This window comes from Sediminicola luteus (assembly GCF_002514735.1).
Taxonomy (GTDB): Bacteria; Bacteroidota; Bacteroidia; order Flavobacteriales; family Flavobacteriaceae; genus HQA918.
On the sequence record NZ_NBWU01000008.1, the window covers coordinates 88550 to 104922 of the forward strand.

Consider the following 16373-nt stretch of genomic DNA (forward strand, 5'->3'; position numbering starts at 1 on the left):
TAAGAGATTAACTAACTAAACAGCTAATTTATGAAAACTAAAATTAGTGGAGGATTTGCTACACCCCTAAGAAAAATCCTTCTGATAGCTATGAGGACGCTTATTTTACTTTTGTGCGTAACAGCTTTCGGATTTGCCCCGAAAACGGGCTTTTCCCAAAATTCTTGGATCGATATACCTGAAGACAAAACCGTAACGGTAGAAGAGGTCTTCGATTTGATCAAAGAACAGACCCAACATTCCTTTTTCTATAAATCCGATTTATTTGATAATGCCCCAAAGGTGTCGTTGAAAAAAGGAAAGATTAAAGCCGATGCTTTGTTACAAAAAAGTCTGTCTTTCGGCAATTTTAAATATAGTTTTAATGGTAATGGAGCTATTATTTTAGAGCGACAGGCTCCTAAAAAAGAAATGCCCAAAATGGCGTTTCAACAAACCATTAGTGGTACGGTAACCGATACCGATGGAGTGCCTTTACCAGGCGCATCGGTAAATGTGAAAGGTAATGAAAGCGTAGGTACCCAAACCGATTTCGATGGTAATTACGAACTTCAGGTTTCCGGGACCAATGTGGTTTTGGTATTCCGTTACTTAGGTTATATAAGTCAAGAAATAAACGTTAGTGGTTCTGGTAATAGTGTTATTAATGCCCAGTTGGCCGAAGACGCCCAAGGTCTCGATGAAGTTGTAGTGGTGGGTTACGGTACCCAAAAACGTAGCGATGTAACCGGTGCCATAAGTTCTGTAAAGAATGAAGAATTGAACAAGGTTGTTGTAACTAACGCCACCGATGCTTTACAAGGTAGGGTTTCAGGTGTAACCGTTACCTCGTCTTCCGGTAGTCCGGGTACGGTTTCCGATGTAGTTATTCGTGGTTTTGGTAGTTTCGGAAACAACCAACCGCTTTACATTATAGATGGGGTACAGGCCGATCCTTATTATTTAGACCCCAACGATATCGAGTCTATGGAGGTGCTTAAAGATGCAGCTTCAGGGGCAATCTATGGTACCAGGGCAGCCAATGGGGTAATCATCATTACCACCAAAAAAGGTAAAAAGGGTATGCCAAAAGTAGAGATCAACAGCAGCATTAGTTTAAATAGTGCCCGAGAGACTATGGATCTTTTGGATGCCGATGGTTATGTAGCCGTGCACCGTGAAATGTATGAAAATGCAGGTGCCGAATTACCAACTTATTTAACGGATACCCCAAATGTAAATACCGATTGGATCGATGCTACCCATCGCGATGGCCAATTGAACCTTTTAAACGTACGCGTTTCCGGGGCCTCTGATAATATCAACTATTCTATTGGCGGCAACTATGCCGATGAAGAAGGTATATTGATCGGTTCGGGCTTTACCAAAAAAGGCATCAATGCCAATTTGGGGATAACCAAAAACAAATTAAAGGTTGCGGCTAACCTTATTTATAGTGAGACCGATCGCGAGCCTTATAAATTCTCTTTACGCGAAACCTACTTTATCTCTCCATTAATCCCAATATACGACGATACCAAACCATCGGGCTTTGGCTATCGCGATGGCGATATTCCCGATCATAGAAATCCGGTGGGTGAAGATTTCTACCTAGAAAACCACAGTGAAACTAAATATTTCTTGGGCTCGGTAAACGTGAGTTATGAGATTATCGACGGATTGACCGCTGCAGCCAACTTGGCCTATTCGGTAAGCGATCGATTCACTAGACAGTTTCACAAACCTTTCCGAGTTAGGGATGTAGAAGACAATGATCAAAGACAGTTTGCGTATTTACTCGAATATGATAACGAGTTTCAACGGGTAAACCAAGAGTACACCCTACGTTATAACTTCGATATCAATGAACAACACGATTTTGAGCTCTTGGCCGGTTACCAACGTATTCGTGAACCCTATCGTTGGAATAACTCCCAGGCCGAAGGTTATAAAATTGAACGTGAGGTCAATGACGATGGCGATATCGTAGAAACCAAGGTGCCAGCCGAAATTTTAGATGAAAATTTCAAAACCTTGAATGCCTTTAACGATGGTACTTATTCTAGCGAAGGCACCAATGCCGAGTACAGTTTAGTATCACAATTCGGGAGGGTAAATTATTCCTTTAAGGATACTTACCTCTTTCAGGCCAGTGTACGCCGCGATGGTAGTTCTAAATTTGGGAGTAATAACCAATATGGGGTGTTCCCATCCTTTGCTTTAGGTTGGAAACTGACTAATGAAACCTTCTTGGACAATGCCGATTGGCTCGATTTCTTAAAACTACGTTTTAGTTGGGGACAAGCGGGTAACGATAGTGCTTTAGGCTATTATGACTATGTGGCCTTAATCTCGCAAGGGAAAAGCCAAGGGAACGGAGGTTATGTGTTTGGATCGCCCCAGACCTCACAACAAGGTAGTATTGCCCGTGATCTTCAAAACGACGATTTACAATGGGAAACCAATACCTCGGCCAACTTCGGGGTAGATTTTGCTGCTTTCGGGAACAAACTTTCCGGTGCGATCAATTACTATAACAGTACCACCGACGATCTTTTGATTACCAAAGTGGTTTCGCCTGCCGCCGGAGTAAATGATCCTGTGGTCAACGTAGGTGAGTTCCAAAATAAAGGATTTGAGTTTGAGTTGGGCTATACCAATAAGGACAACGCTATCGGTTACTCTGCCTTCGCCACCTTTACTACCATTAACAGTGAGGTAACCAAACTGAGTAATGCAGACCAAACTTTATACGGTATAGGGTTGTTGTTCGGATCGGATCACTTTGTAAACCAAACTAAGATAGGTTACGAACCTGGGGCGTATTTCCTCCCGGTAGCCGATGGAATTTTCCAAAGCCAGGCCGAAATCGATGCCCATAACGTAGATGGTAACCCAATACAACCTGAGGCTGCTCCAGGAGATATCCGTTTTGTGGACCAAAATGGCGATGGGGTTATCAATTCCGATGATGAGGTATATCAAGGTTCGGCCATACCCGATTTTGAATATAGCTTAAACTTAAGTGCCGATTATAAGAATTTTGATTTGAATGTTTTCCTACAAGGGGTAGGAGGTACCAAAATCTATAATGGTAACGACTTTAGGTTAATGAGTATGGATACCGGTCGTAATTTCCGTACCAATGCCTTAAACGCTTGGACGATAGACAACCCAAATACAAACGTACCGCGAGCTGTTTTGGGCGACCCTAACCGAAACAATAGGGCCTCTACACGTTTTCTTGAAGATGGCGATTACTTAAGGATCAAAACCATATCCTTGGGGTATTCGATTCCGGATGCCATTCTTGATAAGACGGGTATTAATAGGTTGAGGTTATATGTAACCGGACAAAACCTGTTCACTTTTACCGATTATAGTGGTTTAGATCCCGAAGTAGGGGCCAGTATTTCCGGACAGAACCAAAGTATCCTTTCCCGAGGAATTGACCGTAACCTGTATCCGAAGACCAAATCGTTCATTTTCGGACTTCAGTTAGCCTTTTAATCTTTAAAAATCGAAAAAATGAAAACTTTAAATACATTTCTTTGTACAGCTTTGTTTTTGGCGGTTTTTATCGCGTGTGACGATGATAAGTTCCTAGAACAAAAATCGCCTGATCAATTGACTTCTTCCTCCTTTTGGCGTAGTGTGGAAGATGCCGAATCTGGTCTTGTGGCCGCCTATTCCGAATTGGAGTCCCGTTCCAACTTTTGGGATGGTTGGCAAGAAGGTAGGCCTGTAGTCGAATACTTCCGCTCCGATTATTCCCTACCTGGTCCCGATGCCTCTAATTATGCCCATTGGATGGAAATTTTCAATTTCAACTATACCAATGGTCATACCTTTTTAAATGTCCTTTGGACCACGAATTACAAAGGCCTCAATTTTGCCAATCAAGTAATTACCAAAGTAGGGGAGATGACCGATGATCAAATTTCGAGTGCCGACCGCCAAAGGGTTATCGCCGAGGCTACTTTTTTAAGGGGATATTATCATTTTAAACTATTAAGTCTTTTCGAGCAGATAATCGTACGCACCGAATTGCTGTCTGCCGAAACCTTGGATCAGGCATTGGCGACCCGTGCCGAGGCTTGGGCCGTGATCTTGCAAGATTTTGAGGCCGCCGCTGCCGCACTACCCAATACGCAACCCAATGATGGTATTGGTAGGGCTACCAAAGGGGCTGCCTATGCCTATTTAGGTAAGGCTTACTTGCATAAGGCTGGTGATCCCAGTGCCTCAGAAGAATCAGATATGGGCAATGCGGCCAATGCCCTAAAACAGGTAATCGATTTGGGTATTTATGAACTTTATCCAGATTTTGTAGGCAATTTTAATGGTGAGAACGAAAATAATATCGAATCGGTTTTCGAACTCCAATTTAAAAGTGGCGATGCCACCTCTTGGAACGCCACTCGACTTCACGCTTTTATTGGCGACTGGTGTATTGGCGGTTGGGGTGGTTTAGAAGCCACTATGGGCCTTGTAAATGTTATGAAGACCGAGGGTATGGTGGCCAGCAACGGACTCTACGATAACAGATTGTATGGATCATTATATTTTAAAGATCCCTACTATAATGATACGGAAACCAATGCAATGCAAGGGGGTACTTGGGACGCCCAAGTGGCAGACACCTATGGCAGTGCCGATGCCAAGGACGACAGTGCCTATTATCGTAAATGGTTGCCTAACTATGTATGGAACAACCGTTATATAGGACTTAATGTAACCCTAATGCGTTATGCCGATGTATTGTTAATGTATGCCGAAGCCTTGAACGAGACCGGAAGCACAGGCCAAGCCATTCCTATTATAAATGAAATTCGGGCTACACATGGTTTAATGCCACCTACTACGGCTAGTTCTCAGGCCGAAGTTAGGGATCAGATCATACATGAGCGAACCATGGAATTAAGCCTGGAATCGGTACGGTTCTTTGATCTTCGCCGTTGGGGCATGTTGGACCAGGCCATGCAGGAGGCAGGTAGATCGGGCTTTAGTGCCGCGGAACACTCCTATTTTCCAGTTCCTTTATCTGAAATACAAGCCAACACTTTAATCGATTAGTGTAATTGTTTGAGTAGTCAAAACCCGGTACACCCAGCTGTACCGGGTTTTTTGATATGCAACCCATGCCAAGAGGCAGGGCAGGGGTAGTGAAGCGTTCTTATGGCTAGCTTTCGTAAATTTAGGATAGGCCATAACGAAAAACGGTCTGGCCAAGAAGATTTGGGGGTAATTGTTGTACAGATAAGGGGTATTTGATATATTTGCCCCGCTTTAGAGCAACCGGTCGCATAGCTCAGCTGGATAGAGCATCTGCCTTCTAAGCAGACGGTCGCAGGTTCGAATCCTGCTGCGATCACTTCGAGCAAGGAAGCTAACCGAAAGGTTGGCTTTTTTGTTTTGTGGAAGACAGGAAACCTAAGTTTTCTAAGTCTGGAAGAAAACGGAAAAGACAAAGGCGATAGCTTAGCTTCCTTACTTGCAGTAGTGGGCACAAAGGATATATAATCCTGCTGCGATCACGAATAAATAGTCCAAACAAAAAAACGCCAAGCTCGCTTGAGCGTTTTTTTGTTTGGACTATTTTCAAAGCGGAGCTTTGGAGGATGACCGAAGGTAATCCTGTTGCCCGATTACGAACGCAAAGTTCAAAACGAGAAATTCCAAGCTCGCTTGAGCGTTTTTTTGTTTGGACTATTTTCAAAGCGGAGCTTTGGAGGATGACCGAAGGTTATCCTGTTGCCCGATTACGAACGCAAAGTTCAAAACGAGAAATTCCAAGCTCGCTTGCGCGTTTTTTTGTTTGGGCTATTATCCAAGTTGAGCATTGGGACGGGGAAGTCCTACTTCTCTATTTTATTCTTTGAAGATATATCGGCCACTATTACTAAATGGGAGTCAATGAAAGGGTAGGCCGTCCCATCCTGGAAAAAAAACTGCGCTTTGGTTGTGAATACGAGTTATGCCAGAGGCAAAGAACGAATATGGATTTTTTTTTGGGGGGGGAATCGTCCATGAACGGTTATTACTGAATAAACCGGATTGCTGTCGGCCAAGATGCTCCTAGTTTCAATTGTACTGGGGATAACCCCTAGGTAGTTTACTGGGCACTCCCCGCCGATTATTTCGAAAATCAAATGGTTTTTATTATAACAGTTATACGACTAGTAAGTGGGTGGGGCCTATATGAGTTTGATCACCTTTAAAAGGTTTTTATTCATAAACGTTGTTGTTTCGAATTTCAGGTTGTAGGTTAAATATTTCATGACCTACAAGAAACACTCCTACAAAACTGTTTAGACCTAGTATAAGTTTATACGCAAATGTTATTTTTTAGGCTTTTTCCCTCGTCCTATTCGGATTTATTTTTAACTTTAGAATTATGACAGGCCTTATAAATAAAGGGTTCTGAGAAAAACGAAGCGTAATGGAAGCTAATGGTTTGGTAATGTGGATCAGGCCCTTTTACCACAAATCAACGGTTGGTTTTCATAGTTAAGAAATGTTGATAAAAATGTGTATAACCGTATGAATCGTGGGGCGTAGGGTACTGTTTAAGGCGTAATTTTAAGATATAACCACAAAATTTTACGTCATGAAAAAAGTACTGTTGGCAGTTGCTGCCATTGGCTTGTTATTTGTTAATTACAGCTGCGATCCAGATTCTGCAAATGAAGAGTCCTATGAGTTACAATCACCAGAAAAAAAGAAGATTCGAGCCCCAGGCAGCAACAATTAGTGTAATGGCCATACTGATTATACTCAGTAGGTTTATTTATGTATTTTATTTAGGGGATAACGACGTCGAAGGTAATTTCTTTGGCTTCGCGTGGTTATCCTCGTTTTTATATACAGCCGGTAATGAATTGGCCTTTCTTTCATTTGCCTTTATTTTATGGTATGCCACTAAGTTTATGGAGTATGACCACGCCAGACCGTTTCGGTACCTATCTTATCTGATTACTTTTGTGGGTCTGTTTTTCTTGTCTTGGGTGGCTTTTGAAGAAAGAGGCTTCAGCCTGTTTCAAGAAGTAGTGTTTAGTTTGATATCTTCGCTCATTGCTCTCGGTTTGGGGGTATGGATGTACCGTTTCGCCGATCGTTATTTGGCACGCGGGGAGTTCTTAAAAAGCAAAATCCGGTTCCTGCTCGATTTTATTTTCGATACCGCTGTCGAAAAAGGTTATATCAAAGACGAGTTACGCGATGAATATGACGAGGATATCGAAGAGGTTTTGGAGCAACTGAATACGTAATCGTATTTCATGAATTAAAAGATACGGCCCCAACGATGTATACTTAGCTCGACATCCATGAGATAGTATTTTTTCCAAATTCCTTCTTCTTTTGAATCAAGCGGACTAAGATCTACCAATAAATTGCGTTCCGTAGGTTCGTATTTCTTTTGAAACTCCGAGGGTAGGGCGTATGTAGCAATATAGGTGCGGTCTATTTTGGCCTCCGATACCACCCCATCGTTAAATCGTACTTTTACCGTATTACCTGGAAATAACCGGGCCTGGTGTTTCGGATTAAAATAAGCCCGGATCTGTAACTTTTCCGGATTGTGAACTGACAGTACTTCCTGTTCTCGATAACAGACCTCCGAAGGCTGCAATTGTATTAAGCCCCCAATTCCGTTTAGCGGACTAATGTAATGTCTGTAACCCATGCCTTGTGAATATTGGGCTACGAGGCTATTTCCAGTGCGTTTTAGACTTTGCTTTAAGTGCATTAAATGGGCTATTTCTTCGGCTACCTCCCATTGAAGCCCTTGGGTCTGTGCTCTCTTTTGATCAAAGATCTCGAGTTCAGAACGCGTGGCAATACCGAGGACTACTTTGTCTACAAGCCATGGTCTCTGCTTGTCCAAATCTTGAAGCTGACGAAGAAGCGCATCCGATTCTATTTGCTTAAACCCAATCTCTTTTTCCAAGTCCCAGAGTTTTTGGTTATGATCTTCGTTTATCTGTTTTAGGCGTAACTCGTTTTGGAACAATTCCGTGTCGTTTTCCATGAAGTATGAAAATAGGGTGTCACCCTTTTTTATGGTATCGCCCTGGGTTACCATAAAACGATCTAAGCGTATATCTTCGGTAAAACTAACCGATACCTTTTGTAAAACGATCTGACCGTTTCCACTGATTACGTTAATCGTTTTGTAAAGGAAATGTGTTATAAAACTTATCAGAAGTAGTAAGAAGGAAACATACAGTATCCTGTCCAAGGTCCACTTCCTTTTCTTTATCACAGGTTCTTCTACCATACGTAGAATGCTACCTTTTTGTTTAAAACTGAACTTTTTCATCAAAGCTATTTTTTATATGATTGAATAAGGCATTTGCATCTGTAATGTAGTATTTGGGTAGGCCCGAGCTCACCATAATGTTTTTTGGGATGAGTTCTTCCGGTGTTAACTGTTCCAGTTCTGAAGTCGTTTTCCATAGTATAAACCCTTCAGAACGTAAGCGCTGCTCCACTGAATGTTTGGCTAACCCGGTAAGATGAATGTGATGTATTCGTTGGCTTAACAAGAAGGAAAGCAACACATTTAACTCCTTTTCCCCGATATCGGGCGCGACACCCACCACAATGGGGCTAATATGTTGTAGGTGCGCAGCAGGGCTAAAGCTTTTATCGAAACTTTTGGCTGATGTGAAATTGGCGGTAAAGGCCATTCCCAAGAGCTCAAGGTACATTTGCCCCAACAGGGCATGGGATTCGTATTGTAGGGCAAACCAGTCGTCGCGTAATTTTAGGGTGGAGATTTGGGTATCTTTTTTTTCCATACGGTGGTACAATCGCTGCATAAGCAATTTATGGCGTAGCAATTCCATTTGGTATTGAAGACTTTCCCATTGCTTGCGTTTTTCCATGTATTGCAAGTAATACACGGCGAGTTCTTTTTCTTGGTTTTGGCGTTGGGCCTCATTGTTTTGGGTATCGTAAGCCTGTTGCATTGTTGCTGTTTTACGGCTCATCTTTTTCGATAGGGGTATGGCAAATTGAAAACCGATAATGGGAGCCACCCTTTCGGTTCCCAAAAGATCTTGGGATGCCTGAACCTGACCATAAAATTGCAAACTGGGCATATTAGCCTGTTTAAACAACAAGGCTTGTTTTTGGGCAGCTAGGTATTGTAAACTGTCTGGGGCACTTTCTTGTCTAAAGTGATTGATTATGCCATTGAAGTCAATGTCGAAAACCGGTGGTTTGTTTGGGGACAATTCAGGTATATCGTTACCCTTAACTAAGGTGCGACTCGTGTATAATTGATTGGAAACAGTCTCTTTTCTTTGTTTCCATTCCACGAGTTCATGATAAGTGATAAAGCGTTGCTCATAAAGCTTGGCCAACAAAGGTTCTGCTTGGGTAATAAATGCGAGGCGTTCTTCCAATATACCAATGCCCTGATATTGAAAATGGGTTAGTATACCGCTATATCGTAGGCCATATTCCTTTCGCTTGCCAAGAGATTGTGCATGGTTGCGTAGCTGTTGTCTTTCCAAAGCAACAACCTTACTTGCCAATTGATGTTGTTTCCATCCAGATTTAAGAAGATCCCAATGTAGACCTGTTTTCAGGAGAATTCGGTTGGCCGATAAGGGGTCGTCTTCTTCCCAGACTATACCACTACCATTCCATCGTCCGTTGGCGCGTACCGATAGGCCTTTGTTCCGCAAAAGATCTTGTTGTTGTGCTTGCATAAGACTATCGCGAAAATAAGGTATGGTGTCCACAGGATGGAATAAGAGACGTAGTCCTGCTTCGACATGCTTATTCGAATGTATTTGGGGTAGGGTGGGGACAGGAAAAGCGGTGAAAAGCCTTTCGAAATCCGATACGAGCGCCTTAGATTGCTGGGCGTGTAACGTGCCTATGTTAAATAAAAAGCTGAGGATGATAAGTTTTGGGACTGACATATGCCGAAAATAGGGGGTTCCCGGCAAGAAAAAGACCGTAAATTGACCAATTGGCCCTAACTGGTGACCAATTAGATTTGGCTATTGAAGAAGGTTTAGGTTGCCCAATAAAGATTCCCTGTAGGTGTTGCCCAACGGAATGACCTTACGTCCGATTACAATGGTAGAGTCTTCGATATCCACTATTTTGGAAAGATTCACCAAATGGGACCGATGTACCTTTTTAAAGTCTTTTTGCGGTAATAAGGTCTCTATGTTCTTTAAGGTGGTATGTACGGTCAAAGGATCTCCTTTTTCCATTACGATGTCAATATAATTGCCCTTGGCCGAGATGTATTGGATCTGATCGCATTCGAGACGGATAAGCCTTTTGTTTATGTTTACATAAATGGTGTTGTCCTGGAGTCGGGCGCTAGGTCTTTTATCTTCCACTTTTCGTACGGCTTTTAAGAAGCGGCCGAACTCGATCGGTTTTACCAAAAAATCGACGGCGCTGTACTCAAAAGCGGTAACCGCTTGGGTTTCGTCTTGGGTGATTATTATGGTGGGTATGTCCTTTAAGTGCTCCATGACCTCAAACCCATGTAGGTCAGGTAGGTTCATATCTAAAAAAACCAGCTCTACCGGATGCTCGTCTATAAAAGAAAGGGCCTTTAGCGGCTGTTCAAAACTGGCCATTAACTTCAGGCCGGCTTTTGGACAAAAATCGGCCAGCATATTGGTGTAAAATGGATCGTCTTCTATAATTACCGTATTCATATTCTTAAGGATTGCTTGGGTAAGATGGACAGTGCATGGGAAATGGCCTCCGTAAGATCGAAAACCTGTTGGGTATCGAGTTGACCCTTGGCCAAATGTTTTTCCAATGTTCTGGTCAAGGTATGGGTGCGTTTCATTTGTAAAAAGGCGAATTTGCCCCCTAATTTGTGTACAATATCGCGTAACTCCCCAAGTTTGTTATGGTCTACCGCTATGGGAATCCGTTCCAATGCGGTTTTGAATTCATTTTGTAGTAGATCCAACATCTCGGCCCGGTACTTTTGGTTGTCTATAGAATCGAAATTTTGAAGTGAAGGCCGTTCCGCTTGATCAGGGGTAAAGCCAACTAATTTTTCGAAATCGGACAGTGTTAAGGGTTTCGGTAGCACCAAAGGTGGTTTTTCCTTTAAAAAACTAGGTTGTAAACTACCATTGGTAAGTATGATATAGGGGGTAACATTCAATAAACCGGGATGTTTGGCGTAATGTTCGCCATGAATGAATTGGTCGAGAATAAGCAGATCGACCCGATGTGACGCCAAATATGCTTTACATGACTCGAAATCGGTTACGATATGTAGCATGATACCCGGATTTTGCTCGGCCAACCATTGCATGTTCCGAATATCCAAAGGGTCGTCTTCCAGATATAGTATATGTTCGTAGATCAATGCCATTATCCCGGGGTTTTGCTACTTTGCCAATAGGCGGCTATTTTAGAAATGATTTCGTTGTAGGTGTCCAGATCAAAAGGTTTAACAAAGTATCCGGCTACCTGATGGTCGAAGGAGAACAAGATATCGTCCTGGTTTTCAGAACTACTCAAGACAATTATCGGAATCCGCTTTAAAGAGATATGGTCTTTGATCCGCTCCAGAAACTCCAATCCGTTCATAACGGGCATACGAAGATCCAAAACAATGACCTTGGGCAGTACATTGATATGGGTCACCAAATAATCCCACCCCAATTGACCGTTTTCGAAATTTAGCATAGGTATGTTATGCCCCAGATCGCTCAAAGCCATTTTAAATTTGATCAACTCCAAGGGGTCGTCTTCCAAATAAAGTATATAACTGCTATTTTCCATAGATACAGATACTTTTAGATAGGGTGAATTCAAATTGGGTGTATTCCCCTTTTTGGGAGTCTACCGAGATACGGCCGCCCAATTCCTCTATGATTTTTTTGACCAAAGAGAGACCTATGCCCGTATTTTTTCCATTTTGGGTCAATGTGTTGAACATTTTGAAAATTCGGGTAAAGTATTGGTTGTCTATGCCTTCGCCATTGTCCCATACCGTAAAATGATAATAATCGGCATCTTCGCGAACACCGACACGAATGATTCCTTGGGGTTTGTCGTTATGGCGAATGGCATTGTCCAATAGATTACTGAACACTTGGGTAAGCTTGGCTTTGTTAACGTAAAGATTCGGGAATTGGCCTTGTTTTTCAATACCGATATGTAAAGGCACTTGTAATAATTGTATGGCTTCATCGATTAGTTCGGAAACATCGATTAGTACCCGTTCTTCTTGCGATTGGCTTACCCTGGAATAGGATACGATACCTTCGATAAGGGCATTCATTTTGGTGACCCGATCTTTCATTTGATGCATATATCCCTGCATTTTAGAGCCTAGGGCTTCATGCGACATCCAACCTAAAACCGTATTGATCCCGGTAAGCGGTGCCTTAAGATCATGGGAAACGATATGGGCAAAACCTTCAAGATTGGCATTGATTTCCTCTAGCTGTTCTACGGTTTGGTTGAGTTTGTTTTCCGCTATCTTTTGTTCATGTATGTTTACGATTACGGCCAAACTGTATTTGGTTTCTCCCTGCACATCCAATATTTCCGAAACATGGGTACTGGCCCAAAAATAGGAGCCGTTTCTGCGTTCGTAGCGTTTCTGCATCGAAAAACCGTTAATCTCCCTATTGTTCAATTTCTGGGTCTGGTCTACCGAAGGGCCCCTGTCGTGTTTATGACTGATGGCAGACACGGTTTTACCGATAAGTTCTTCTTTCTCATAGCCCAACATTTGGGCAAAAGTGCTGTTGGTCTGTAGGATTTTTTCGCCTTGCGACAGAACGATACCAACGGCCGAGTTTTCGAAAAGTTCAAAATGCTCTTTTTTTAATTCGTTCAGCTGATCGTCGCGGGCTTCTAAATTGGCGTTAAGACGTTGGTTGAGCCTTTCGAGCTCTTTATTCTTGAAAAATAGTTCCCTAGACTTTTCCTCAAGTATCGTCTCCGCATGAAAACGTGCGGCTTTTTCCCTTTTCAGTCGTTTATGTAGCCAGCTAGCCTCCAAGTTTAGTTTTTTTCTATGGTAAATATCACGTGACTTCCATCTGCCGCCACATTTTCACGTGTCAAGGAGAAAGCCTGGTTAAAATGATGCATGGTGCCCTCAATAAGCCCTTGGGCCAGATCCGGTAGTTTCCGCTCTGAGGTATAAATTAATTTAAGGGTAGTATCGTTTACATCTTCATAACTAAAGGTAGGAAGCTTGGTCTTGTCGTAGATCTTCCGCACTTCTACATGTATATAGTCATCAATACGGCGCAACATATCGAAACTGTCGTTCAAATGTGCCATAAGATGGGCATATCGCTTGGAAAAACTTTCGAAAAGAAATAGACCGAATTCCCGTAAAAGCTCGGGAACCGGAGTACCGCTATGTCCGTGAAGTTGGGTAAGCAGACTTACCATTTCGGCATCGGGGTAGGTACCCACCGCCGTATAATGCCCTTCGGACTCTAGCTGACTATCTTCTATGATTTTCTCGGTAACTTCCTCGCCATAATAACGATCCATCATTTCTAGGAACTCTACGAATACAACGCCTTTCATATGAACTATTTTGTGTAGCGGTTTTGGTATGGGCAGTATAGTACACCATGAATAGGGTTACTAATACCCCTTATGTTGTTCCGTTTCCAAACTGGAAGAGGATATGATAGGACCGCTAATTGTTTTTATACTAAACGTTACGTTTTAAGATTTATTGGTTTCCCTGGTCTATCTTGTATTTGGTTAGAAACCAAGTTCTTTGGCCTTTCGGGAAGATTTGTAGGGGTTCCAGGGGTCGTTGTACGATTCTTTAAAGAAAAACTCCTGAAAATAGGCCCGGGTTCGTACGAACCGTAAAAAGGTACCGGTATACAAAGGCATTAACCAAACATAGCGTAACAGTTTTTTTTCTTCACGCCAACGTTCAGAGAATAGTAGTATAGATCCCATTTGAACATAACTGAATACCAGATACAAAGTCAGGTTCATGGGGATTACGAACTGTAAAGAACTGTTGTAGTTGATACAGATATCGAGCATATAGATCCACCAGCTGATGTTCAGAATCAGATTATAGAATATATTTTCACCCAGGGAGAAAAAGTTATTCCATTTAAAATTGGCGTTTGGTGAAAAGACATCCTTATGTTTCCGTACCCGGAAGCGTATAATCGATTTATCCCAGCGTAAGCGTTGTTTGGCCAGTTTTTTAAACGCATCGGGGGTACTGGTCATACAAATGGCCGTAGGCGAAAAATAGATACGATGGCCCGCTTTGCGGAACTTTACCGTAATATCGCCATCGAGGCCCGGGCCTATATCCCAACCCCCCAGATTTTTCAATACATCGGTCTTAAAGGCCCCAAAAGCCCCCGAGATAATTTTATAGATACCCAGTTTTGAGGTAATGATACGTCCTACCGATACGGTTTTCAAGTATTCTATGGCCTGCATGGTTGAGGCGAGGTTACCCTCATAATCCCGCACTTTAACATTACCACCAACGGCCCCGATCTTGGGGTTTAAATAAAAAGGTATCAAGACGTTTTCAATGGCATCGCGGTCAAAAGAGCAATCGGCATCGAGATGCACAATGTATTTACCACTGCTGTAATGTAGGGCCAAATTGGCGGCTGAGGCTTTACCACCACGTTGTTCGTTGCGGATAAAGCGGTCTATAAGGCCATTGGCTTCCAAGTTCCTACCGATAATAGGGGTTTGATCGTCGGAGCCGTCGTCTACAATGATCAGTTCAAAATGGGTATAGGTTTGCTCGGCCAAAGATTTGGTGAGCTTAAAAAGATGTTTGCCCTCGTTTTTACCCGGAATGATCACCGAAACAAAGGGCTGTTCGCGAAATAAACGGCTTTGGGCCTCTTGCCATTTTTGGCGGTCTTTTTTTCGATTTATCCAATTCGATAGATAGACCCAATAATCAATGGTTACGTATCGGGTAAGCTCGAAAAGTACAAAGTACCAGAATACCCGAATCAGTTTCGGAAGCCCAACTTGGGACCAGTATTGCAGATATTCGGGTAAATGTTCGTACATGATCAGTTGATTTTTTCAGAGGCGATATGTACTTCTAAGCCAGGACCAATATTATCGGCTAAGAGCATATTCAGGTTTTTGTTCATTTTTTCTTGGATCCCGATAAGATTATTAGGCGATAGGTCCAAGACTAATAGTTGAATGTTTTGGTCGGTTCGTAAAATGTGTAGATGGCTTTGGGTATAAGTTTTGCACAATTCCGCGATTTCATCCCAGAGATGAGTTACGAATTGTGGGTTAAGGGCGTCTAGTATTTTGCCTTTCAGGGAAACGGTCAACCGATAACCATGGTACCCTTTTGGGGTTTTCCGCTTTTTTTCCTGTTTCACGATTTCATGGAAAACGACATTGTTTTGGGAGATGGTTTCGGTTTTCTCAGGGGCCAGACCAGATTCGGCGGCCATAAGGCCTTTTGATGTGAGTTTGTAATCATAAAGTTCTATTTCGCGTAGTTCGGCAAGGGCATTCGAATTGCCGCAACTATGGCATTGGGCCTTCATATCGGCTTCCTGAAATTGGTGGTTACAACTTTGGCATCCATGCATTTGGGAGGGTTTGTCGTAGTCGATTCCGATGTGGCGGAGGCCTTTATGGCATTTTGGGCATTGTAGTTGGTCGCTGTCGGGCTGCTTAAATGCTGAAAGAGGGGCCACATGGGCACAGGGAAAATGATGTATGATATCTTCGGCCCCGATATCGATGGATCCGCATTTGGGACAAGTTTCGGTAAAGAACAGGAAACTATCGGCACAGCTGCCACATAGCGGGATACGATGGTTCAGGTTTCCTTCCAATACACCCGATTGGGCCATTAGATCTAAGGTCGATATCATTTTTTCGGGTTCCTCACTAAAGGCTAGTCCTATAAATGGATAGTCAAAACCCAAGGATTTGGTCCTGATTTTAACCGGGCTCAGGCTGCCTTGGCGCGAGTAGATAAAATTCAAGGTTTTCTGTACCGTTTGCTCGGCAAAGCCACTATGGGTTATGGTGGTAACGGATTCAATCCGATGCTGTATCGTTTTTACTTTTTTACTACTGCCCTCATCGAATGTACCATCGGTATGTAGGTTTAGGTTCGGCGGTAAAACGTCCTTGGAGAAAACGGGTAAAAGGTATATGTTGGGATTGTCGTGTCCTCGAACACGATCAATGATCTTAACGTTCTCCTTCGGGTCATTCGATTGTAGTAGGATGGCATCATAAGAAGCTAGATCTTGTAGCAGTTCGTTTTGCCAACGGTCTAGTTGTACAAAAGTCACACCTTGGTGCTCGTAACCGGTTTTGGCATTATGTCTTACGATCTTTAACATGATCTAGCTTTTTGGACACTATGATGATTC

At 42.7% G+C, this 16373-nt stretch carries 13 protein-coding genes and 1 tRNA gene; 5 read left to right on the forward strand and 9 right to left on the reverse strand.

The genetic code is table 11. From position 1 onward, the window contains the following. Nucleotides 1–90: 90 nt before the first annotated feature. The 5 genes from B7P33_RS18045 to B7P33_RS18065 all read left to right on the forward strand — a co-directional run bounded on the left by B7P33_RS18045 (nucleotide 91) and on the right by B7P33_RS18065 (nucleotide 7250). Entirely contained in the window at nucleotides 91–3489 is a 3399-nt protein-coding gene (locus tag B7P33_RS18045) for a SusC/RagA family TonB-linked outer membrane protein (protein WP_245871834.1), read from the forward strand. Nucleotides 3490–3507: 18 nt separating this feature from the next. Further along, nucleotides 3508–5055 (forward strand): RagB/SusD family nutrient uptake outer membrane protein, encoded by a 1548-nt coding sequence (locus B7P33_RS18050; RefSeq protein ID WP_097443639.1) that lies wholly within the window; start codon nucleotides 3508–3510, stop codon nucleotides 5053–5055. A gap of 224 nt (nucleotides 5056–5279) precedes the next feature. After that, nucleotides 5280–5353: transfer RNA gene (locus B7P33_RS18055), tRNA-Arg, on the forward strand. Between the two features lie 1236 nt (nucleotides 5354–6589). After that, nucleotides 6590–6733, forward strand: a complete 144-nt coding sequence (locus tag B7P33_RS19425; protein ID WP_172435996.1) for a hypothetical protein — start codon at nucleotides 6590–6592, stop codon at nucleotides 6731–6733. Between the two features lie 4 nt (nucleotides 6734–6737). Further along, the gene (locus tag B7P33_RS18065; RefSeq protein ID WP_097443641.1) at nucleotides 6738–7250 is read left to right on the forward strand and encodes a hypothetical protein; all 513 of its coding nucleotides are present in this window, start codon (nucleotides 6738–6740) and stop codon (nucleotides 7248–7250) included. Between the two features lie 14 nt (nucleotides 7251–7264). On the opposite strand, the gene B7P33_RS18070 is transcribed toward B7P33_RS18065, so the two are convergent. The 9 genes from B7P33_RS18070 to B7P33_RS18110 all read right to left on the reverse strand — a co-directional run bounded on the left by B7P33_RS18070 (nucleotide 7265) and on the right by B7P33_RS18110 (nucleotide 16343). Continuing rightward, nucleotides 7265–8302, reverse strand: coding sequence for an HlyD family secretion protein (locus B7P33_RS18070; RefSeq protein ID WP_097443642.1), 1038 nt, complete (start codon nucleotides 8300–8302; stop codon nucleotides 7265–7267). Next, the gene (locus B7P33_RS18075; RefSeq protein WP_097443643.1) at nucleotides 8283–9917 is read right to left on the reverse strand and encodes a hypothetical protein; all 1635 of its coding nucleotides are present in this window, start codon (nucleotides 9915–9917) and stop codon (nucleotides 8283–8285) included. Before B7P33_RS18075 ends, B7P33_RS18070 begins: the two co-directional genes overlap by 20 nt. Nucleotides 9918–9998: 81 nt before the next feature. Continuing rightward, nucleotides 9999–10676, reverse strand: a complete 678-nt coding sequence (locus B7P33_RS18080; protein WP_097443644.1) for a LytR/AlgR family response regulator transcription factor — start codon at nucleotides 10674–10676, stop codon at nucleotides 9999–10001. Then, nucleotides 10673–11353, reverse strand: coding sequence for an Hpt domain-containing protein (locus B7P33_RS18085; RefSeq protein ID WP_097443645.1), 681 nt, complete (start codon nucleotides 11351–11353; stop codon nucleotides 10673–10675). Before B7P33_RS18085 ends, B7P33_RS18080 begins: the two co-directional genes overlap by 4 nt. Beyond that, nucleotides 11353–11766 (reverse strand): response regulator, encoded by a 414-nt coding sequence (locus B7P33_RS18090; protein WP_097443646.1) that lies wholly within the window; start codon nucleotides 11764–11766, stop codon nucleotides 11353–11355. Before B7P33_RS18090 ends, B7P33_RS18085 begins: the two co-directional genes overlap by 1 nt. Then, nucleotides 11756–12997, reverse strand: coding sequence for a sensor histidine kinase (locus B7P33_RS18095; RefSeq protein ID WP_097443647.1), 1242 nt, complete (start codon nucleotides 12995–12997; stop codon nucleotides 11756–11758). Before B7P33_RS18095 ends, B7P33_RS18090 begins: the two co-directional genes overlap by 11 nt. Nucleotides 12998–12999: 2 nt before the next feature. Beyond that, a complete protein-coding gene (locus B7P33_RS18100; RefSeq protein ID WP_097443648.1) occupies nucleotides 13000–13539 on the reverse strand; it encodes a heme NO-binding domain-containing protein in 540 nt (179 codons plus the stop codon). Nucleotides 13540–13722: 183 nt separating this feature from the next. Then, nucleotides 13723–15030 carry a glycosyltransferase family 2 protein gene (locus B7P33_RS18105; protein WP_097443649.1) on the reverse strand — a complete coding sequence of 436 codons (1308 nt, stop codon included), beginning with the start codon at nucleotides 15028–15030 and terminating at the stop codon, nucleotides 13723–13725. Between the two features lie 2 nt (nucleotides 15031–15032). After that, on the reverse strand, nucleotides 15033–16343 hold the full coding sequence (locus B7P33_RS18110) for a TackOD1 domain-containing metal-binding protein (protein ID WP_097443650.1): 1311 nt from the start codon (nucleotides 16341–16343) through the stop codon (nucleotides 15033–15035). Between the last annotated feature and the right edge of the window lie 30 nt (nucleotides 16344–16373).